This is a genomic window from Hydrogenophaga taeniospiralis CCUG 15921, assembly GCF_001592305.1.
GTDB classification, from domain to species: Bacteria; Pseudomonadota; Gammaproteobacteria; order Burkholderiales; family Burkholderiaceae_C; genus Hydrogenophaga; species Hydrogenophaga taeniospiralis.
Genome location: NZ_BCWR01000011.1, coordinates 16,141 through 34,831, shown reverse-complemented (window position 1 = coordinate 34,831; position 18,691 = coordinate 16,141). Strand labels below are relative to the sequence as shown.

Annotated in this window: 15 protein-coding genes; 3 read left to right on the top strand and 12 right to left on the bottom strand. The window is 66.4% G+C overall.

Annotated elements, in window-relative coordinates:
- Window position 1: 1 nt before the first annotated feature.
- Entirely contained in the window at window positions 2–1,366 is a 1,365-nt protein-coding gene (locus HTA01S_RS14370) for an MBL fold metallo-hydrolase (RefSeq protein WP_068173490.1), read from the bottom strand.
- A 173-nt stretch (window positions 1,367–1,539) separates the two neighbouring features.
- Between HTA01S_RS14370 and HTA01S_RS14365 the strand changes: the two genes are divergently transcribed.
- Window positions 1,540–2,241 carry a haloacid dehalogenase type II gene (locus HTA01S_RS14365; protein WP_068172906.1) on the top strand — a complete coding sequence of 234 codons (702 nt, stop codon included), beginning with the start codon at window positions 1,540–1,542 and terminating at the stop codon, window positions 2,239–2,241.
- 88 nt (window positions 2,242–2,329) lie between these two features.
- Window positions 2,330–3,259, top strand: coding sequence for a glycine-rich domain-containing protein (locus HTA01S_RS14360; protein WP_245638095.1), 930 nt, complete (start codon window positions 2,330–2,332; stop codon window positions 3,257–3,259).
- Window positions 3,260–3,288: 29 nt separating this feature from the next.
- Here the strand turns inward: HTA01S_RS14360 and HTA01S_RS14355 are convergent, their stop codons facing one another.
- Genes HTA01S_RS14355 through add form a run of 3 tightly spaced genes read right to left on the bottom strand, consistent with a single transcriptional unit; the run spans window position 3,289 to window position 7,141 of the window.
- Window positions 3,289–4,914 (bottom strand): gamma-glutamyltransferase family protein, encoded by a 1,626-nt coding sequence (locus HTA01S_RS14355; protein WP_068172897.1) that lies wholly within the window; start codon window positions 4,912–4,914, stop codon window positions 3,289–3,291.
- A 27-nt stretch (window positions 4,915–4,941) separates the two neighbouring features.
- Entirely contained in the window at window positions 4,942–6,081 is a 1,140-nt protein-coding gene (locus tag HTA01S_RS14350) for an NAD(P)/FAD-dependent oxidoreductase (RefSeq protein WP_068172894.1), read from the bottom strand.
- A gap of 46 nt (window positions 6,082–6,127) precedes the next feature.
- A complete protein-coding gene (gene add / locus HTA01S_RS14345) occupies window positions 6,128–7,141 on the bottom strand; it encodes an adenosine deaminase (RefSeq protein WP_068172891.1) in 1,014 nt (337 codons plus the stop codon).
- Between the two features lie 324 nt (window positions 7,142–7,465).
- Here add and HTA01S_RS14340 point away from each other — a divergent pair, with 324 nt between their 5' ends.
- The gene (locus HTA01S_RS14340) at window positions 7,466–8,053 is read left to right on the top strand and encodes a phospholipid scramblase-related protein (RefSeq protein ID WP_068172885.1); all 588 of its coding nucleotides are present in this window, start codon (window positions 7,466–7,468) and stop codon (window positions 8,051–8,053) included.
- A gap of 168 nt (window positions 8,054–8,221) precedes the next feature.
- On the opposite strand, the gene HTA01S_RS14335 is transcribed toward HTA01S_RS14340, so the two are convergent.
- From HTA01S_RS14335 to HTA01S_RS14300, 8 genes are all read right to left on the bottom strand, one after another.
- A complete protein-coding gene (locus tag HTA01S_RS14335) occupies window positions 8,222–10,480 on the bottom strand; it encodes a beta propeller repeat protein (protein ID WP_068172883.1) in 2,259 nt (752 codons plus the stop codon).
- Window positions 10,481–10,921: 441 nt separating this feature from the next.
- Complete coding sequence (gene dnaJ, locus HTA01S_RS14330) at window positions 10,922–12,052, bottom strand: molecular chaperone DnaJ (protein WP_068172875.1); 1,131 nt, start codon at window positions 12,050–12,052, stop codon at window positions 10,922–10,924.
- Window positions 12,053–12,135: 83 nt separating this feature from the next.
- A complete protein-coding gene (dnaK, locus tag HTA01S_RS14325; protein ID WP_068172874.1) occupies window positions 12,136–14,073 on the bottom strand; it encodes a molecular chaperone DnaK in 1,938 nt (645 codons plus the stop codon).
- A gap of 118 nt (window positions 14,074–14,191) precedes the next feature.
- Window positions 14,192–14,776 (bottom strand): nucleotide exchange factor GrpE, encoded by a 585-nt coding sequence (gene grpE, locus HTA01S_RS14320; RefSeq protein WP_068172873.1) that lies wholly within the window; start codon window positions 14,774–14,776, stop codon window positions 14,192–14,194.
- Window positions 14,777–15,063: 287 nt separating this feature from the next.
- Window positions 15,064–15,405: a winged helix-turn-helix transcriptional regulator gene (locus HTA01S_RS14315; protein WP_068172863.1), complete on the bottom strand. Its 342-nt coding sequence runs from the start codon at window positions 15,403–15,405 to the stop codon at window positions 15,064–15,066.
- Window positions 15,406–15,599: 194 nt separating this feature from the next.
- Window positions 15,600–16,133, bottom strand: coding sequence for a MarR family winged helix-turn-helix transcriptional regulator (locus tag HTA01S_RS14310; protein WP_068172862.1), 534 nt, complete (start codon window positions 16,131–16,133; stop codon window positions 15,600–15,602).
- 44 nt (window positions 16,134–16,177) lie between these two features.
- Entirely contained in the window at window positions 16,178–17,902 is a 1,725-nt protein-coding gene (locus tag HTA01S_RS14305) for an acyl-CoA dehydrogenase family protein (RefSeq protein WP_068172861.1), read from the bottom strand.
- 54 nt (window positions 17,903–17,956) lie between these two features.
- Complete coding sequence (locus HTA01S_RS14300; RefSeq protein ID WP_068172853.1) at window positions 17,957–18,691, bottom strand: ABC transporter ATP-binding protein; 735 nt, start codon at window positions 18,689–18,691, stop codon at window positions 17,957–17,959.

Below are 18,691 nucleotides of genomic sequence, written 5' to 3'. Positions count from 1 at the left end.
CTCAAGCACTCCAGGTCGATTCGTGTTCCGGCACCAGGGCCTGCCAGCGCAGCTCGGTTTCGATGCGGTGGCGCAGCGCGTCGGAGGCGCCCATGTCGCCGTGCGTCACGAACACGCGGCGCGGCGCGGTGGGCAAGGCGCGCAGCCAGTCCATGAGCTGGCTGGCGTCGGCGTGCGCCGAGGCCGACTGCATTTGCACCACCTCGGCACGCACGGGCACGTCCTGGCCGTGGATGCGCAGCTTGGTCGCGCCGTCGGACAGGCTGGCGCCGCGTGTGCCGGGCGCCTGGTAGCCGGTGAGCACGACCATGTTGCGGTGGTGGCCGAGGTATTGCACCAGGTGGTGCAACACGCGCCCGCCCGTGGCCATGCCGGCGGCGGCGAGCACGATCTTGGGGCCGTGTTGTTGCGCAATGGCCTTGGACTCGTCGGCCGAGCGCGTCATCTTGGCCACGTGCTCCATGTCGCGGCACTGCGCGGCGCTGAGCCGGTGTTCGCCGATGTGGCGCTCGTACAGATCGGTGGTGTGGATGGCCATCGGGCTGTCCAGGTACACCGGCAGGCTGTGGGGCAGCACGCCGTTGGCCTTGAGCAGCACGATGGCGTGCAGGATCTCCTGTGCACGGCCCACGGCGAACACCGGTACCACGGCCGTGCCGCCGCGCGCGGCCACGCGCGCCAGCGCCGGGCCGAGTTCGGCGAGCACGTCTTCCTCCGGGTGCTCGCGGTCGCCGTAAGTGGACTCGATCACCACCACGTCGGCCGCGGGCGGCCTATCGGGCGGGTTCATCAGCGAATCGTCGGGCCGGCCCAGATCGCCCGAGAACAGGATGCGCCGGCCACCCACTTCCAGCAGCAGGCTGGCCGCGCCGAGGATGTGGCCCGCGCTGGTGAAGCTGGCCTTCCAGCCGTGCAGCGGTTGAAACACCTGATGCGTGGGCACGGTGCGGATCAGCTTGAGGCAGTCCAGCGCGTCGCTCTCGGTGTAGAGCGGCAGGGCGGGCGCGTGTTTGCTGAAGCCCTTGCGGTTGGCGAAGTTGGCGTCTTCTTCCTGGATGTGGCCGCTGTCGGGCAGCAGGATCTGCACGAGGTCGCGCGTGGCGGGCGTGGTCCAGGCCTTGCCGCGAAAGCCCTCCTTGGCCAGCAGGGGCAGGTAGCCGCTGTGGTCCAGGTGCGCATGCGTCAGGATCACGGCGCCAATGTGGTTGGGCATCACCGGCAGCGGGTTGCGGTTGCGCAGGCGCAGCTGCTTGTAGCCCTGGAACAGACCGCAGTCGACCAACAGGCTCTGCCCATCGTGTTCAACCAGGTACTTGGAGCCGGTCACGGTGCCGGCACCGCCGAGGAATCGGATGTGGACGTTCATGCGGGCCATCTTATCCCCATGCCTGCGGTGGCCTTCCGAATGGCGCACGTGCCGGTGAGGCCTTCCGCCCGGATCGCCGCGCACAGGGCCCATCGGGGCAGAATGCAACAGCACAGGCCTGCCGGCCCGGTGGCCCTGTGCTGTGTGAAACCCGATCTGGCGGAGGCCATCCCATGGCGATTCAAGCGGTGGTTTTTGATGCCTATGGCACCTTGTTCGACGTGTATTCCATCGGCGCGCTGGCCGAGCGCCTGTACCCCGGCCAGGGGGCCGCGCTGTCGGCGCTGTGGCGCGACAAACAGATCGAATACACGCGCCTGATTTCCCTCAGCGACCCCGATGCCGAGCGGGGCAGCAGCCACTACCGGCCGTTCTGGGATCTGACCCGTCAGTCCCTGCGCTACGCCCTGCAGCGCCTGGGCCTGCCGCTCTCGGAGGCGAACGAAGAAGCGCTGATGGCGCAGTACGCACAACTCAGCGCTTTCCCGGAAAACCGCGGCGTGCTGGAGGCCTTGCACCGGCAGGGTATGACGACCGCGGTCCTCTCCAACGGCAACCCCGAGATGCTGGCTTCGGCTGTGAACAGCGCCGGCATGGGCGATCTGCTGGACCACGTGATCTCGGTCGACGGCGTGCGCCAGTTCAAGACGATGCCGGTGGCGTATGGCGAGGTGGCTCGCCACATCGCGGCCGAGAAGACGGACGTGCTGTTCGTCTCCAGCAACGCCTGGGACGTGCTGGGCGCCGCCTGGTTCGGCTTCACCACCCTGTGGATCAACCGCCAGGGCCTGCCCTTCGAAACCATCGGCCCCCGGCCCGAGCACACCGGCGCTGACCTGATGGCGGTGCTGGACGTACTGGGTCTTGCGCCTTGAGCGGGTGATCCTTTGGCAATATCGAAAACAATCCAATGGAGCCATTTGATTGTTTTGATGGGGCCATGGCCGCGGCGGGGAATATGCCATGCGCAAGTACGGCGGCGAAGCTCAGGGTGATGTGGTCATCAGCTGGGAGAACGAGGCCGACCTGCTGGAGCCCGTGAGCGGAAGGGGCCTGGCCTCGACGCGCTGGGGCGGCAGCGCATCGTCCTTTCGTGTCTGGCATATTGGGCGTTTTTCTGATCCGGCCAACCTGGGGTTGCGCCATCCTTTTGTCTGGAGCGCTGAGTTGACCGCATTGCCCATGAACACACTGCTGCTGGCAGGCACGTCGGCCCTTGTGGTGGTTTTTTCTCTGGTCTGGCGCCGCTACCTCGCGATGCGCCGGGAGGCCTTCATCCGCCATGCCGAGCTGCCCAAGGGCCTGTTTGAAAGGCTGCAGAAGCGCCACCCCAACCTGACCACCAAAGAATGCCAACTGGTCGCGCACGGCCTCCGGCAGTTTTTTCTGGCCCACCTGCAGAGCGGGCGCAAATTCGTGTCGATGCCCTCGCAGGTGGTCGACGACCTGTGGCACGAGTTCATCCTCTACACGAAGAACTACGACGCTTTCTGCCGCCAGGCTTTCGGCCGTTTCTTGCACCACACGCCGGCTGTCGTGCTGGGCCGCGCCCAACGCGGCAACGCCGGGCTGCGCCGGTGCTGGTGGTATGTCTGCAAGGAAGAGAACATCAACCCCCGGGCCGCATCCCGCTTGCCGCTGCTGTTCGCGCTGGACACGAAATTGGCGATACCGGGCGGGTTCCGCTACGTTCCCGATTGCCGCTCGGTGCGGCGCGAAGGCGGTGATGCCAGTGGTGGCGCGGTTTACTGCGGGGGCGAATTTTCTGACGCGTCAATTGATGGTTCGGTGGACGGCTTCGGAGACGGCCATGGTGATGCCTCGTCCGCCGACGGGTCAGGTGGTAGTGGTTCCGATGGCTGCGGAGGCGGTGGCTGTGGAGGAGGCGACTGAATCGCTGAACCGACGGGCCTTCCGGTAGCTCAGAACCCCACCGCCTGCCCATCCCGCCGTGGGTCGCTCGCTGCCACGTAGCCTTCTGAACCCGGGTCACCCAGCCGCCAGATGAACTGGCCCGCACCGAAGTCCTGGTAGGGGTCGTCGATGCTGCGGGTCTGGTGGCCGAGTTCTTTCAGGCCCTGCACCGTGGCCGGGTCCATGGCGGATTCGACGTTGATGTGCAGCCCGGCGTCGAAGCGCCAGCGCGGCGCGTCGCAAGCGGCCTGCAGGCTCTGGCCGTGGTCGAGTAAACGCACGAGCGTCTGCACATGGCCTTGCGGCTGCATGTCGGCGCCCATCACGCCGAAGCTCATCACCGGCTGGCCGTCTTTCGTGAGGAAGGCCGGGATGATGGTGTGGAAGGGGCGCTTGCCAGGCGCCACGAGGTTGGCGGTGTTGCGGCCGGGGCCGGCACTGAGGTTGAAACCGTGGCCCCGGTTCTGCAGGCTGATGCCGAACTGTGGCTCCACCGTGCCCGAGCCGAAGCCCATGTAGTTGCTCTGGATGAAGCTCACCATCATGCCGCCCTCGTCGGCGGCGGTGAGGTAGACCGTACCGCCCTTGGCCGGGTTGCCGGCGCCGAAGTCCTGGGCGCGCTGCCGGTCGATCAGCTTCGCGCGTTCGTGCAAGTAGGCCGGGTCGAGCATCTGTTCGGTGCTCACGTCCATCGTGCCGGGTTCGGCGACGAAGCGGTAGACGTCGGCGAAGGCGAGCTTCATGGCTTCGATCTGCAGGTGCTGCGCGGCCACGCTGTCCACCGGCATCGCGGCGAGGTCGAAGTTCGAAAGGATGCCCAGCGCGATCAGCGCCGCGATGCCCTGGCCGTTGGGCGGGATCTCGTGCAGCGTGTGGCCGCGGTAGTCCTGGCCGATGGGCGTGACCCATTCGGGGCGGAATGCCGCCAGATCTGCCTCGGTCAGCGCGCCGCCGTGTTGCGCTGCGAAGCGCGCCAGCGCCTGCGCGATGGGTCCGCAGTAGAAGGCTTCACCTCTGGATTCGGCAATGGCGCGAAGGCCGCGCGCGGCGGCCGGAAACTTGAACAGCTCACCCACCTCGGGCGCCCGGCCCCAGGGCAGGAAATGCTCCGCAAAGCCGGGCTGGCTTTGCAGCTCGGGTGTGGCCGCGGCCCATTTCTGCCGCACGACCACCGGCACCGCACAGCCGCGCTCGGCCAGCTCGATGGCGGGTTGCATGAGGTCGCCGAAGGGCAGTTTTCCGAAGCGTTCGCTCAGGGCCACCCAGCCCGCCACGGCACCGGGCACGGTGACCGAGTCGATGCCGCGCTTGGGCGGCGTGGGGGCGTCGGCGCTGTACTTGCGGTGAAAGTAGTCGGGCGTCCAGGCCTTCGGTGCGGTGCCCGAGGCGTTGAGACCGTGCAGTTGCTGGCCGTCCCAGAGAATGCAGAAAGCGTCCGAGCCCAGGCCGTTGCTCACCGGCTCGGTGATCGTCAGCGCCGCGGCGGCGGCGATGGCGGCGTCCACAGCGTTGCCGCCCTGCAGCAGCATGCGCAGCCCGGCCTGCGCGGCCATTGGGTGCGAGGTGCTGACGATGTTGCGCGCGAAGACCGGCAGGCGGGTGCTGGGGTAGCTGTGGGTGCAGGGGTGGGCCATGGCGTTCCTGGGTCGGACCGCGCAGTATCAAGGGCGCGCGAGGTTCCGTGTAGGGCTGAGCATCTGCTCGGTGAGCCCCGCGCTGGCGATGTGGTCTGGCAGCCCCAGCCCCCGCGCCAGCGCCGCGCATGCCTCGCCCATCGCCGCACTGGTCTGGATGCCGTAGCCGCCCTGGGCCGCGCACCAGAAAAAGCCCGGCGCGTTCGCGTCGAAACCGCCCACCAGATCGCCATCGGCCACGAAGGAGCGCAGGCCGGCCCAGGTGTGGGTGGGGCGGGGCGTGAGCGTGGTCCAGGTCTCGATGGCGTGCATGCCCAGCGCGATGTCCAGCTCTTCGGGCTGCACGTCCTGGGGGGTGGTGGGGTCGGCGTTGACGGGTGAGGCGAGCAGGGCGCCGGCGTCGGGCTTCATGTAGAAGCTCTCGTCGGCCGCCATCGTCAGCGGCCAGCAGCTGCTGTCCATGCCGGCGGGCGCGGCAAAGGTGAAGGCGCTGCGCCGCTTGGGCACCAGGCCGATGGGCGGCACACCCGCCAGGCCCGCGACCACGTCGCACCACGCGCCCGCCGCGTTGATCAGTACCGGCGCGGCGTACGCGCCACCGGCCGCGGTGCGCACCTGCCAGAGATCGCCCACGCGCTCAATGGCCACCACCTCGGCGTCGGTCACCAGTTCGCCCCCGGCGTGCTTGAAGCCGCGCAGGTAGCCCTGGTGGATGGCGTGCACGTCCATGTCGTAGCTCTCGGGCTCCAGGATGGCCGCGCTCACCTTGTCCGGGCGCAACACGGGCATGATCGCCAGCGCCTCTTCGGCACTGAGCCAGCGCCCGGTGCCGCTGGTTTGCTGCAGCACCGCCCAGGCTTCTTGCAGCGCGGGCATTTCGTCGGGCCCGGCCACCGTGAGCAGGCCACGCGGCGTGAGCAGCGGCGCACCCGCAAAACCCTCGGGCGGGTGCTGAAAGAAGGGCTCGCTCGCCCGCGACAGCGCGCGCACCTGGGGCGTGCCGTAGGTGGCGATGAACTGCGCCGCCGAGCGGCCGGTGCTGTGGTAACCGGGCTGGCCCTCGCGTTCCAGCATGGCGCAGCGGCCGTGCGGCGCGAGAAAGTAGCCCGTGGAGGCGGCGGCAATGCCGGCGCCGATGAGGATGAAATCGTGCGTTGGGGTGTTCATGCTCGGCATGTTACGGCGCGCCGTCCTGGCCTGTGCGGGCGTGGGCTCACCAGCGGTTCAGGGCCTCGCGCAACCGGGTTTTGACGCCCGCGTTGGCGAAGCTCGCGTCGATGGAGGTAAGGGCCACGGCGCGCAGCTCGGCGTCGGTCCAGCCGAAGGCGGCCTGGCACAGCGCGTACTCGCCTTCGAGCGTGGTCTCCAGCAGGGCCGGGTCGTCGGTGTTGAGCGAGACGGGCACGCCCGCGCGACGCAGCCGGTCCACCGGGTGGTCATCGATGGAAGGATAGACGCCGAGCTTGAGGTTGGAGGTGGGGCACACGCCCAAGGGAATCTGCCGTTCGGCCAGCAAGGCCATGAGCGCCGGGTCTTCGATGGCGCGCACGCCGTGGTCGATGCGGTCGGCGCCGAGCCATTCGATGGCGTCGCGCACGCCTTCGGGGCCGCTGGACTCACCCGCGTGCACGGTGCGCTTCAGGCCGGCCGCGCCTGCTCGGCGGAAGGCCTCGGCAAAGCGTGGGCCGGTGTGCCCGGCCGTGGCCTCGTTGCCGTCGATGGACAGCGCCACCACACGTGGATGCCGCAGCGCCACCAGTGTGTCCACCAGTTCGACCGCGGCGTCGGCCGATTGTGTGCGCAGCAGGCTCACGCACAGGCCCACGGGAGGCAGGCCGTCTTGCTCGGCGGCGTGAAAGCCTGCGTCCAGCGCGTCGATCATGGCCGACAGGCGGCCGTGCCAAGGTCGCCAGTGGGTGGGGTTGAAGATCAGGTCGGCATAGCCGGTGCCGCTCGCGGCCAGGCGCTGGCTGAAACCGTAGGCCGCCTCGGCCAGTTCCTCGCGGGTGCGCACCAGGCCGCAGGCCCAGTCCAGAAAGTGCAGGAAGTCGACAAGGCCGTCGAAGCGCAGCAACTGCCCGGGCGGGCGGGGCAGCGGCTCGCCGAAGCGCCGGGCCCACGCTTCCAGTTGAGGCACCGGCAGGCAGCCTTCCAGGTGCACATGGACTTCGGCGCGCGGCAGGGCGCGCAGGCGGTCGAGCGATGGGGGTGGGCTGGTGTTTGTCATGGGCTGGCGGTGGGGCTGGACGAGCCGCCATGATCGGTGCTGGCGGCGGTTTCGCCATATGGATCAAGGCATATCGGGTATCGGATGGCCATGCCTGTTCAGGTTGTTGGGAACACCTCCGTCAGGCACCAAGAGCCCTCGCTGCAGCCAACGGGTTGAACACCTCCATGCCCGCCGACGGCGCTCAACGTCGTCTGACTCGGTCGTAACCGCTTGTTACACTGATCTCCGATGTCAAAAAGTCGGACTGCGAGCGATGGTGGCCCTTGATGTCCGCGATTGCCGAGTCCTTTTTGAGTTTCCAATTCAACATGACAGGGATATATGCATTTGTCGCTCGGTAGAAATCAGTTCTTGGTGAAAGAACAAGTTGGCATGCTCAAGGCATCCAATAATTACGATGTTTTTGACCCGCAGACCGGTCAAAAGGTTCTTGAGTGCAGAGAGCCAAATCTTGGAATATTTTCAAAGATCTTTCGCTTCACCGACTACAAACGGATGACGCCTTTTAACATAGAGATTCGTACGCCAGAGGGTGGCAAGGTCTTGTCTGTCAAAAGAGGTATTTCGCTATTGTTTTCCAAGGTTGAGGTTCTGGATGAAAATGATATCGTTGTTGGTTATTTCAATCAGAAGCTGTTTTCTATCGGTGGAAAGTTCGATGTTCTGAACGCCCAAGGAACTTCCATTTGCACGCTCAAAGGCAAGTGGACAAGCTGGGATTTTCGTTTCGTGAAAGGCAATGCCGAGCTGGCTCATGTCTCCAAAAAGTGGGCCGGTGTCGGTAAGGAGCTTTTCACGACAGCCGATAATTACATGCTTTCCATCAGTAACGCGGTTGGTTCCACGGACAGTGCGCGGGTTCTCATTGTTGCGGCGGTCATGTGCATTGACATGGTGTTGAAGGAATAGGCTACCGCGGCCAATCATTGGAAGCCCAACAGATTGCAAATGACGAAAGGGGCGACGGTTACCCGTCGCCCCTTCGCATGTCTGAACCCCTCAGCCGGACTCAAGTGAAAAAACTCTTCGCTTTCTCAAACCACCCTTTGAAACATCGAGAATGTGCCTGGGCGCAAACTATTTCTCACCGTCAACAAAATTTTGTGGACTCCTGAAGCGAGCGTCTGGCTGAGGTCCATTGGTGTTGTAGTTGATTCCGCGACCCTTTAGATAGACACGTCCGAAAATACTGGTGTCAGCCGCGATCCCGTTGACACCGCCATAGCGATGTTGATCGTCGTCGATTCGGACCCAAGTCGTGCCCATGTTGTCAGAACGATAGATGGCGTCGACTCCGTTGATGGTGCCCACGAGATAGACCGCGGCTGAATGCGCCGATCCCGGGGCAGGCGCACCGAGCGCGACCTTGATGGCCCCATGCACGTTGGTGTACTCCACGCCCACTGTGGCCATGCCGTTCAGCTTCGTCCAGGTGATGCCCGAATCGACCGAATGCCACAGGTTGTTCGCGTCGGCCAGCCAGACGTCGCCTTCCACGAAGGGATTCACCGCCAGGTCGGTGACGTTGAACCCGTTGGGCTGCCAGGTCCGTGCAGCAGCGGTGAAGGTGTGTCCGCCGTTCGTCGAGTAGTAGAACCGGGCGCTGTTGGAGGGGTACCACCAGTTCCCGCCGTGGTCGTACGCATAGACCTTCAGCGGGTTCTTCCGGTCGGCGACGATGTGATAGGCCGCCGCCGGTTTCGGCAGATTCGTGGCCGTCCATGACGTGCCCCGGTTGGTTGAGTAGTACGGAACCTCGCCCTTGATCGCCCAGACGATGTTGGCGCCGTTGGCCGTGACGGCGACCTTGGAATCGTCGCCGGTGGATGCCGCCACCGGCGGCACGGTCGGGAAGATCGTCCAGGTGAGGCCTGCGTCCGTGCTGTACACCCCCTTGGACGTTCCGAAGGTTCCGACCGCGACGATGAAGGAAGGCGTGTTCCAGGCCATGTCGATGCCGGTGCCGTTGCCGCCGCTGGCGCTGAGCTGGGCCGTCGGTGAACGCGTCGGCGACGTCGTCAGCGAAGTGTGCACGAACATGCCGGTGTCGCCATGGGCGCTGGCCAGCACGTAGGGCGCGCCCGGCGGCGGCACGGCCATCGCCAGGTTGACCATCTCCTCGATGCCCTCGACGTCATACCTCCAGCGCGGCAGCGCCGCCGAGAAAGCTTCAGTGGTCGAGACGATGCCGCCCCCGAGCACGTAGGACACGTGGTCCGGATTGAACGGGTCGATGTCCAGGTCGTCGACCCATCCCCAGTAGCCAGTGCCGTCGTGGTAGTTCAGGCTGCCGTCCAGGTCGCCGGAGCGGCCAAACTCCTGCCATGTGGAGCCAGCGTCGGACGAACGCATCGCGATCTGGATCCAGCCGGCGTCGCCCCAGGTGCCCGAGACGCCGAAGGCCACCTTGGTCGACGCGCCCGAGCCGTGGACCGACAGGCCGCCGATGCCTCCGTAGTACTGGCCCTCGCCCGAGGCGATCAGTTTGGTCCACGTGGTGCCGTCGTACTTGTAGAGCGCCGACGGGTGGGTGCTGCCTGGCCCCGAGCTGGAGGCAAAGGGAACATACAGCGTGCCGTCGGCGGACCGCGCCAGGTGCGGGATGTGGAGCGTGTTCCCATCGAATGGGGCGCTGGTCACGGCCGCGGGAAGCGCCACGGAAGACCAGCTCGCGCCGCCGTCGGTCGACTTGTACAGGTACGCCGAGAGCCCGGCCATGTTCTTGTAGTCGGGCGCCACGCCGACGTAGATCGTCTGCGTCGCGCTGCCGCTCGGCGTGAAGCCTGAGGTCGGCACGTGGGCGCCGAAGACGACGAACTCCACGCCGACGGGGTTGCCGCCATTGGCGTTGTTCATCTCGTCGTTCGTCATCACCTTCGACGACAAGGACGTGACCTGGCTCCAGTGCAGCCCGCGGTCGGAGCTCTTCCACAGGCCGGCCGTGCGCGAGCCGTAGAACATCGTCGTCGGCAGGTTCGGGTCCACCGCCAGGCGCTCGCCAATCGCGCGGCCCTGGTTGTTCGAACCGACGGGGAACGGGAAGTCGACGTAGCTCCAGGTGTTGCCCTGGTTGGACGAGTGGTAGAAGCGCCCGTTGCCCATGTTCACGGCCATGCGCGCGGTCATGTAGAGCCGGTTCGCGTCGGTCGGGTCGACGGCGATGCTCTCCGCGCCCTGGTAGCTGCCGTCGAGCCGGCTGAAGCCGTCGGTCAGCGCGGTCCATCTCGAGATCACGTGGTCCCAGCGGTAGATCCCCATGACGTCGGTGCGTGCGTAACGCAGGTTCGCGACGGTCGGGTGGTAGACGATGCCGGGCACGTAGCCGCCGCCGCCCATTTTGACTGTCGTCCAGCGCCTAGCGAATTGGAGCCACTGGGGGCCGTATGCCGGAGGCGTCCTGGAGGCACTCGAGAAACTGTCGTGAGACGTCCCCGCCATTAAGACGACATCTCGCCGACTCGTGGTTTCGCTATCGTCGACCGTCGCCACTGTCTTTCCGAAAGGCGACTCTGGACTGCTGGCTGGCACAGATGCTGTTGTTCCGCCTCCACAGGCGGTGAATTGCACGAGGGCGATGCTAGCAATCCAAAGGCGGAGTGCCCTCCAGTAGCATCCGCGCGCTGAGATGGATCGTTGTTTGAAGGGGGCAATCGGCAAATGCTGACACTGAATCATGGGAGTCTTTTTATCGAGGTATCAATCCAATCATTTTCGTCGAACAATTGGACCTGACCGTCACCCGTCGCCCCTTCGCATGTCAGAACCCCTCAGCCGAACTCAGCTGAAAAAGCTCTTCGCTTTCTCAAACCACCCCTTGTCGTTCGGGCTGTGCTTGTGGCCGCCCTTCCTGAACGACTCGTCCAGCTCCTTGAGCAGCTTGCGCTGGTGCTCGGTGAGCTTGACGGGCGTTTCCACGGCCACGTGGCAGTACAGATCGCCGGGGTAGCTGGCGCGCACGCCCTTGACGCCCTTGCCGCGCAGGCGGAAGGTCTTGCCGCTCTGGGTGCCTTCGGGCAGGTCGATGGTGGCCTTGCCTTGCAGCGTGGGTACGTCGATCTCGCCGCCCAGGGCGGCGATGGTCATGCTCACCGGCACCTGGCAGTGCAGGTCGTCGCCTTCGCGCTCGAAGATGTCGTGCTTGCGCAGGCGGATCTCGATGTAGAGGTCGCCTGAGGGGCCGCCGTTCTGACCCGGCTCGCCGTTGCCGGTGCTGCGGATGCGCTGGCCGTCATCGATGCCGGCGGGGATCTTGATCTCCAGCGTCTTCTGCTTTTTGATCTTGCCCTGGCCGTGGCAGGTGGTGCAGGGCTCGGGAATGATCTTGCCGCTGCCGTGGCAGTGCGGGCAGGTCTGCTGCACGCTGAAGAAGCCCTGGCGCATCTGCACCTGACCCTGACCGTGGCAGGTGGTGCAGGTCTTGACGCTGGTGCCGGGCTTGGCGCCCGTGCCTTTGCAGCTTTCGCAGTCGTCCCAGCTGGGGATGCGGATCTGGCTTTCCTTGCCGGCGGCGGCCTCTTCCAGGCTGATCTCCATGGCGTAGGAGAGGTCGGCGCCACGGTAGACCTGGCGGCCGCTGCGCTGGCCGCGCGCGCCGCCGAAGATGTCGCCAAAGATGTCGCCGAACGCACCCGAGAAGCCGTCGAAACCGTCGGCACCGGGGCCGCCACGCATGTTGGGGTCCACGCCGGCGTGGCCATGTTGGTCGTAGGCCGCGCGTTTCTGCGGGTCCGACAGCATTTCGTAGGCTTCCTTGGCTTCCTTGAAGCGCTCTTCGGCGGCCTTGGCGGCATCTCCCTGGTTGCGGTCGGGGTGGTGCTTCATCGCGAGCTTGCGATACGCCTTCTTGATCTCATCGTCCGACGCGTTTTTCGGGACGCCCAGCACTTCGTAAAAATCGCGTTTAGCCATGGTCTGTTGCAGTTCTGTTTGAACACAAACGCCGCGTCAGGTTGCCCGGACGCGGCGGCAGGGTGGAGCCGTCAGGCGGCCGCTCAGCCCTTCTTGACTTCCTTCACCTCGGCGTCAACGATGTCGTCATCGGCGTTGGCCTTGTCGGCACTCGCCTGGCCCGCGCCTTCGCTGGCGCCCGCCGCGGCGGCTTCGGCCTGAGAAGCGGCGTACACCTTCTCGCCCAGCTTCTGGCTGGCCGACATGAGCGCTTCGGTCTTGGCCTCGATGTCGGCCTTGTCCTCGCCCTTGGCGGCTTCTTCCACGTTCTTCAGCGCGGCTTCGATGGCTTCTTTTTCAGACGCATCGAGCTTGTCGCCGTGTTCGCCCAGCGACTTCTTCACGCTGTGCACCATGGCTTCGGCCTGGTTGCGGGCCTGCACGAGTTCGACCTTCTTCTTGTCGTCGGCTGCGTTGAGCTCGGCGTCTTTCACCATCTGCTGGATCTCGGCCTCGGACAGGCCCGAGTTCGCCTTGATGGTGATCTTGTTTTCCTTGCCGGTGCCCTTGTCCTTGGCGCCCACGTGCAGGATGCCGTTGGCGTCGATGTCGAAGGTCACTTCGATCTGCGGCATGCCGCGCGGCGAAGCGGGGATGCCTTCGAGGTTGAACTCGCCCAGCAGCTTGTTGCCCGAGGCGATCTCGCGCTCGCCCTGGAACACCTTGATGGTCACGGCCGGCTGGTTGTCTTCGGCGGTGGAGAACACCTGACTGAACTTGGTCGGGATGGTGGTGTTCTTGCCGATCATCTTGGTCATGACGCCGCCCATGGTCTCGATGCCCAGGCTCAGCGGGGTCACGTCGAGCAGCAGCACGTCCTTGCGGTCACCCGAGAGCACCTGGCCCTGGATGGCGGCGCCCACGGCCACGGCTTCGTCGGGGTTCACGTCCTTGCGCGGCTCCTTGCCGAAGAACTCTTTCACCTTCTCCTGCACCTTGGGCATGCGGGTCATGCCGCCGACCAAGATCACGTCGTGGATGTCGTTCACGCTGATGCCGGCGTCCTTGATGGCGGTGCGGCAAGGCGCGATGGTGCGCTCGATCAGCTCTTCCACCAGGGCTTCGAGCTTGGCGCGCGTGAGCTTGAGGTTCAGGTGTTTCGGGCCCGACGCGTCGGCGGTGATGTAGGGCAGGTTCAGATCGGTCGAGGCCGAGCTGGAGAGCTCGATCTTGGCCTTCTCGGCGGCTTCCTTCAGGCGCTGCAGGGCCAGCACGTCCTTGGACAGGTCAACGCCTTGCTCTTTCTTGAACTCGCCAATGATGTAGTCGATGATGCGCTGGTCGAAGTCTTCGCCGCCCAGGAAGGTGTCGCCGTTGGTGGACAGCACCTCGAACTGCTTCTCGCCATCGACGTCGGCGATCTCGATGATGGACACGTCAAACGTGCCGCCACCCAGGTCGTACACGGCGATCTTGCGGTCGCCCTTTTCCTGCTTGTCCAGGCCGAAGGCCAGGGCCGCGGCGGTGGGCTCGTTGATGATGCGTTTCACGTCCAGGCCGGCGATGCGGCCAGCGTCTTTCGTGGCCTGGCGCTGGGCGTCGTTGAAGTAGGCCGGCACGGTGATCACGGCCTCGGTCACGGGCTCGCCCAGGTAGTCCTCGGCGGTCTTCTTCATCTTGCGCAGGATGTCGGCGCTGACCTGCTGGGCCGAGATCTGCTTGCCGCGCACTTCCACCCAGGCGTCGCCGTTGTCGGCGGCCACGATGGAGTAGGGCATGAGGTTGATGTCCTTCTGGACCTCTTTCTCGGTGAACTTGCGGCCGATCAGGCGCTTGATCGCGTAGAGCGTGTTCTTGGGGTTGGTCACGGCCTGGCGCTTGGCGCTTGCTCCGACCAGCACCTCACCGTCTTCCTGGTAAGCCACGATCGACGGCGTGGTGCGTGCACCTTCCGAGTTCTCGATCACCTTGGTGGTGTTGCCTTCCATGATGGACACGCACGAGTTGGTGGTGCCCAGGTCGATGCCGATGATTCTTCCCATGTTGTTGCTCCGGTACGAAAGTTGAAATGTTGAAAAAGGTGTGAAGACGCTGTAAATGCGATGTGGATGATGTGTGGATAAGTCAGCCGGTTTTCAAGGGCGACCCCTCACAAAAGCCCTATTTCGGGGCCGCCACCGTGACCAGCGCGGGGCGCAGCACGCGGTCGGCGATGAGGTAGCCTTTTTGCAGCACGGCCACCACCGTGTTGGGCTCCTGGGCGGCCGGCACCATGCTGATGGCCTGGTGCTGGTGGGGATCGAACCGGGTAGCTGCGGCCGGGGCGATCTCCAGCACCTTGTGGCGCTCCAGCGCGCTTTTGAGCTGCTTGAGCGTGGCTTCGGAGCCTTCGCGCAACTGCTCGCGCGTGGCTTCCTGGATGGCCAGACCGGCTTCCAGGCTGTCGGCCACGGCCAGCAGGCTTTCGGCAAAGCTCTCCACCGCGAACTTGCGGGCCTTGCTGATCTCGTCTTCGGCGCGGCGGCGGGCGTTTTCGGCCTCGGCCTTGGCGCGCAGGAACTGGTCGGCCAGGTCGGCGTTCTGCGCCTTGAGGGTGGCCAACTCGTTGACCATGGCGGCCTGGGCGTCCTCCGTGGCGGCGGCCTGCGCGGCGAGGGCTTCCGCTGCGCTCACGGGGCCCGATGTGGCTGTGGTTTCAGGCGTCTGGACCGATGGGTTGGCGGGATTCTCGGGCGTAGGGCTCATGAGCGTGGGGTTTCGGATAGGGCCTCTGCGAGGCGGTCAAGAAAAAGCTTTGCGAAGCAAATAGGGGCCAAGGCCCGGGTTTCAAGGGGCCGCGGATGCGGAAATCGCGCTTTTTGCGCCTGGGCGCAGCGCGCCAGGTCCATTGGCCACGGCGCCCTGCGGCGCCGACAACCGGTCGGGCGGGGGCCTGCGGCGCACGGGACGCGCTGGGCGGGCTGTCGGGGGCGTGATTTTATGTCCTGGCCCGTGGCCCCGGGCCATTTGCCTGGAACAAGTACTCGGCTTCTTCAGGCCGCCGGGTTGCGCACCGGGGGTGGGTTGGCGGCCGCGCGGGCCTGCTGGTGCGCCCATTTGCCGGCGAACAGCTGCACCTCGGTCAGGCGGCGCGCGAGCTCGGCGCCCTGGCTGGTGAGCCGGTAACCCTCACCGGCGTGGTCCACCAGCCGGGCCGCGCGCAGTTCTTTCAGGCGGGTGTTCAGCGTGTTGGGGGTGACGCCGCCCACGCTGTCCTGCAGCAGGCGAAAGGTCTGGGGGTGGCCGTCGCTGAGCGCCCAGATCACCCGCAGGGCGTAGCGCGACTCCAGCAGGGTGTAGAGCTGGATCACGGCGGCGTTGTCTCTGACACTCATACGGTTCTCCTGACCCGGGCACCGGCGGGAAGACGATGCCACTATAGGCCCGATGGCGGCTTTGCTACCCGTTTGCTAGCTGTGTGCACCGCAGCAATACGGCCCGAAAGCCCGGGGCTGTGCATTTATCCGCACACTTGGCCGCCCATGCGGACGAATCCGGATTGACCCGCCGTGCCAGAGCCTGTTAGCGGTTAACGCAGGTAGACCCGGCGCAGCAGGCTGATCAGGGTCTTCACCTCGTCGTCCGACAGCGCGTGCGTCGCTTCGCGCTCCAGCCGGGTCGCGGTGGTCTGGGCCGCGCGTTGCAGTTTCTTGCCGGCGGCCGACAGGTGCAGGCCCTGGGCACGGCGGTCGGTGGGGTGGGGGCGGCGCTCGATCAGGCCGCGTTTGTCCAGGCTCTTGATCATGCCCACCAGGTTGGGCGGCAGGATGTCGAGCGCCGCACAGAGCTGGCGCGAGGTCACGCCGGGGTTGTGGCCGATGAGCGAGAGCACCGAAAAATCCACCGGCCGCAGGCCATAGGGCGCCATGCGCGGCAGGAATATCGAGATCACCGTGAGCGCCGCGCGCCGGGCGTTGTAGCCCAGCAGGGTTTCAAGGTAGGCGGTGTCGAGTTCGGGCGTGGCGCTGGGGGCCACGGGCGCGGCTGGCGCGGTGGCGGGAGCGCTGGTCTTGCGCGGCGCGCGGGCGCGGCGCGGGGCGGTGGGGGCGGTGGTCTCGGGCATGGGGCGAGGATAGCGCGGTGGCCGATGGGTGCCGGTGACGCAGGTCAAGCGGGCGTCAGCCCGTTTTCCAGCATGCCCAGGCGCATTTCGAATTCGGGCCAGATCCAGCGCCAGAAACCGGCCTGGGCCTGGCTCCAGCGCCCGGCATCGGCGCCTGCGGTGGCGCCGATGCGCGACCAGGCCCAGGCCATGAGCACCAAGGCCAGCGCGCGCAGGTAGTCGTCGGCCAGCCAGTAGGGGGTGTCGGCGGCGGCGCCAGCGGCCTGGGTGTGGGGCAGCAGGTGTTCGCCGGTGAAGCGGGCCAGGCGGGCCATGGCCTCCCGGGTGCGCGCCGCGGCGGGGCTGTCGCCCAGCTCGACGGCCAGCTCGGCCAGCAGGGTCCGCAGCGCGGTCGCGCCGTCGGGCAACACCTTGCGCAGCAGCAGGTCGATCGCTTGGATCTCGTTCGTGCCTTCGTAGATCATGGCCACGCGCGCGTCGCGCACGTGTTGCTCGATGCCCCACTCGCGCACATAGCCGTGGCCGCCGAAGACCTGCAGGCAGGCGCTGGCGCCGCTGAAGGCCTGCTCGGTCCAGGCCGACTTGAGCACCGGGGTGACCAGGCTGCACCAGCGCGCCGCGGCCTCGCGCCGCGCGGCGTCGGGGTGGTGTTTCAGGGTGTCGAGTTCGAGCGCCGTGCGGTAGCCGATCACACGCCCGGCGTCGATCCAGGCGCGCTGGGTGTCGAGGATGCGGCGCATGGCCGGGTGCAGGGCGATGACATCCGCCTCGCCTGCATTGCTTGCGCTGCCCGGCGCGCGCATCTGGCGGCGTTCCTGCGCGTAGGCGTCGGCTTTCTGCCAGGCCGCTTCGAGCAGACCGATGCCCTGCAGGCCCACGTGCAGGCGCGCGGCGTTCATCATCACGAACATGGCGTTCAGGCCCTTGCCGGGCTCGCCGACGATCCAGCCCGGCGCTTCGTCGAAGCGCATCACGCAGGTGGGGCTGCCGTGCAGGCCCATCTTTTCTTCAATGCGCTCGCAGACCACAGCACTTCTGCTGCCGTCGCTGTAGAACTTCGGCACCAGGAACAGCGACAGGCCTTTCGGGCCGGGCGGGCTGTCGGGTAGGCGCGCGAGCACCAGGTGCACGATGTTGTCGCTGAGGTCGTGCTCGCCGCCGGAGATGAAGATTTTGGTGCCGCTGAGTGCGAAGCGGCTTTCCGAGTCGTTCGGCAGGGGCACGGCTTTCGTGCGCACCAGGCCGAGGTCCGACCCGGCGTGCGGCTCGGTCAGGCACATGGTGGCCAGCCATTCGCCGGTGGCGACCTTTTCCAGGTAGGTCGCTTTCAGCGCGTCCGACGCGTGGTGCTTGATGCACTCGTAGGCGCCGTGCAGCAGGCCCGGCGCCATGGTCCAGCCGTGGTTGGCGGCGCTGAGCATTTCGTACAGCTGGGCTTCGAGCACGGCGGGCAGGCCCTGGCCGCCGTCTTCCACCGCGCAGGCCAGCGAAGGCCAGCCGGCCTGCCAGAAGGCCTGGTAGGCGTCGCGGAAGCCGGGCGGCATGGTCACCGCGCCGTCGCGCCACTGCGCGCCCACCTCGTCACCCTCGCGGTTCAGCGGCGCCACCACCTCGCCGACGAACTTGCCGGCTTCCTCCAGCACCTGGCGCAGCAGGTCGGGGTCGGCGTGTTCGGCCAGAGCGGGCAGCGCGGCCAGGGTCTGCGGCGCCTGCAACACGTCGAGCAGGATGAAGTCGTGGTCGGCCAGACGGGGCTGGTAGGCGTTCATGGCGGGTGGATCCGGAGCGGGCTTGAAAGGTGGGCAGGCGGAGGAGGCGCAGGGTCAGGCGGCCTGGCGTGCGGTGCCCAGGTAGGTTTCGATCACGCGTGGGTCGCTGGCGAGTTCGCTGGCCGGGCCTTGCGCGCTGAGCTCGCCCATCTCCAGCACGTAGCCGTGGTCGGCCACCTGCAGCGCGGCGCGCGCGTTCTGCTCCACCAGCACGATGGTCACGCCGGTCTGGCGCAGCGTCTGGATGATGGAGAAGATCTCGCGCACGATCAGCGGCGCCAGCCCCAGGCTGGGCTCGTCGAGCATGAGCAGGTCGGGGCGCGACATGAGCGCGCGGCCCACGGCGAGCATCTGGCGTTCGCCGCCCGAGAGCGTGCCGGCCAGCTGGGTGCGGCGTTCCTGCAGGCGGGGGAAGAGGGCGTACACGTCGTCGAGCCGGCTGCGCCACTGCGCGTTGCCCAGGCGCATCTGGCGAAAGCCACCGAGCAGCAGGTTGTCTTCCACCGGCATGGTGCCGAAGAGCTCGCGCTTCTCGGGCACCAGCGACATGCCGTTCATCACACGCTCTTCCAGCGTGAGCGTGGCGATGTCCTGGCCGCGGAATTCGATCAGGCCCTTGCCGGGCAGGATGCCCATGAGGGTGTTGAGCAGGGTGGACTTGCCCGCGCCGTTGGGGCCGATCACGGTGATGACGCTGCCCGGTTCGGCCTGAATGTCGATGCCGTGCAGGACCTCGGCGCGGCCGTAGCCGGCCCGCAGGCCCTTGACTTGAAGAATCGGATGGGTCAT

Coding starts and splice junctions, on each gene's coding strand:
- dnaK (WP_068172874.1), bottom strand. CDS start 14,073: ATGGGAAGAATCATCGGCATCGACCTGGGCACCACCAACTCGTGCGTG.
- HTA01S_RS14350 (WP_068172894.1), bottom strand. CDS start 6,081: ATGAACACCCCAACGCACGATTTCATCCTCATCGGCGCCGGCATTGCC.
- HTA01S_RS14365 (WP_068172906.1), top strand. CDS start 1,540: ATGGCGATTCAAGCGGTGGTTTTTGATGCCTATGGCACCTTGTTCGAC.
- HTA01S_RS14305 (WP_068172861.1), bottom strand. CDS start 17,902: ATGAACGCCTACCAGCCCCGTCTGGCCGACCACGACTTCATCCTGCTC.
- add (WP_068172891.1), bottom strand. CDS start 7,141: ATGACAAACACCAGCCCACCCCCATCGCTCGACCGCCTGCGCGCCCTG.
- HTA01S_RS14335 (WP_068172883.1), bottom strand. CDS start 10,480: ATGGGCGGCGGCGGCTACGTGCCCGGCATCGTCTACCACCCGACCGTC.
- dnaJ (WP_068172875.1), bottom strand. CDS start 12,052: ATGGCTAAACGCGATTTTTACGAAGTGCTGGGCGTCCCGAAAAACGCG.
- HTA01S_RS14310 (WP_068172862.1), bottom strand. CDS start 16,133: ATGCCCGAGACCACCGCCCCCACCGCCCCGCGCCGCGCCCGCGCGCCG.
- HTA01S_RS14355 (WP_068172897.1), bottom strand. CDS start 4,914: ATGGCCCACCCCTGCACCCACAGCTACCCCAGCACCCGCCTGCCGGTC.
- HTA01S_RS14370 (WP_068173490.1), bottom strand. CDS start 1,366: ATGAACGTCCACATCCGATTCCTCGGCGGTGCCGGCACCGTGACCGGC.
- HTA01S_RS14360 (WP_245638095.1), top strand. CDS start 2,330: ATGCGCAAGTACGGCGGCGAAGCTCAGGGTGATGTGGTCATCAGCTGG.
- HTA01S_RS14340 (WP_068172885.1), top strand. CDS start 7,466: ATGCATTTGTCGCTCGGTAGAAATCAGTTCTTGGTGAAAGAACAAGTT.
- HTA01S_RS14300 (WP_068172853.1), bottom strand. CDS start 18,691: ATGACCCATCCGATTCTTCAAGTCAAGGGCCTGCGGGCCGGCTACGGC.
- HTA01S_RS14315 (WP_068172863.1), bottom strand. CDS start 15,405: ATGAGTGTCAGAGACAACGCCGCCGTGATCCAGCTCTACACCCTGCTG.
- grpE (WP_068172873.1), bottom strand. CDS start 14,776: ATGAGCCCTACGCCCGAGAATCCCGCCAACCCATCGGTCCAGACGCCT.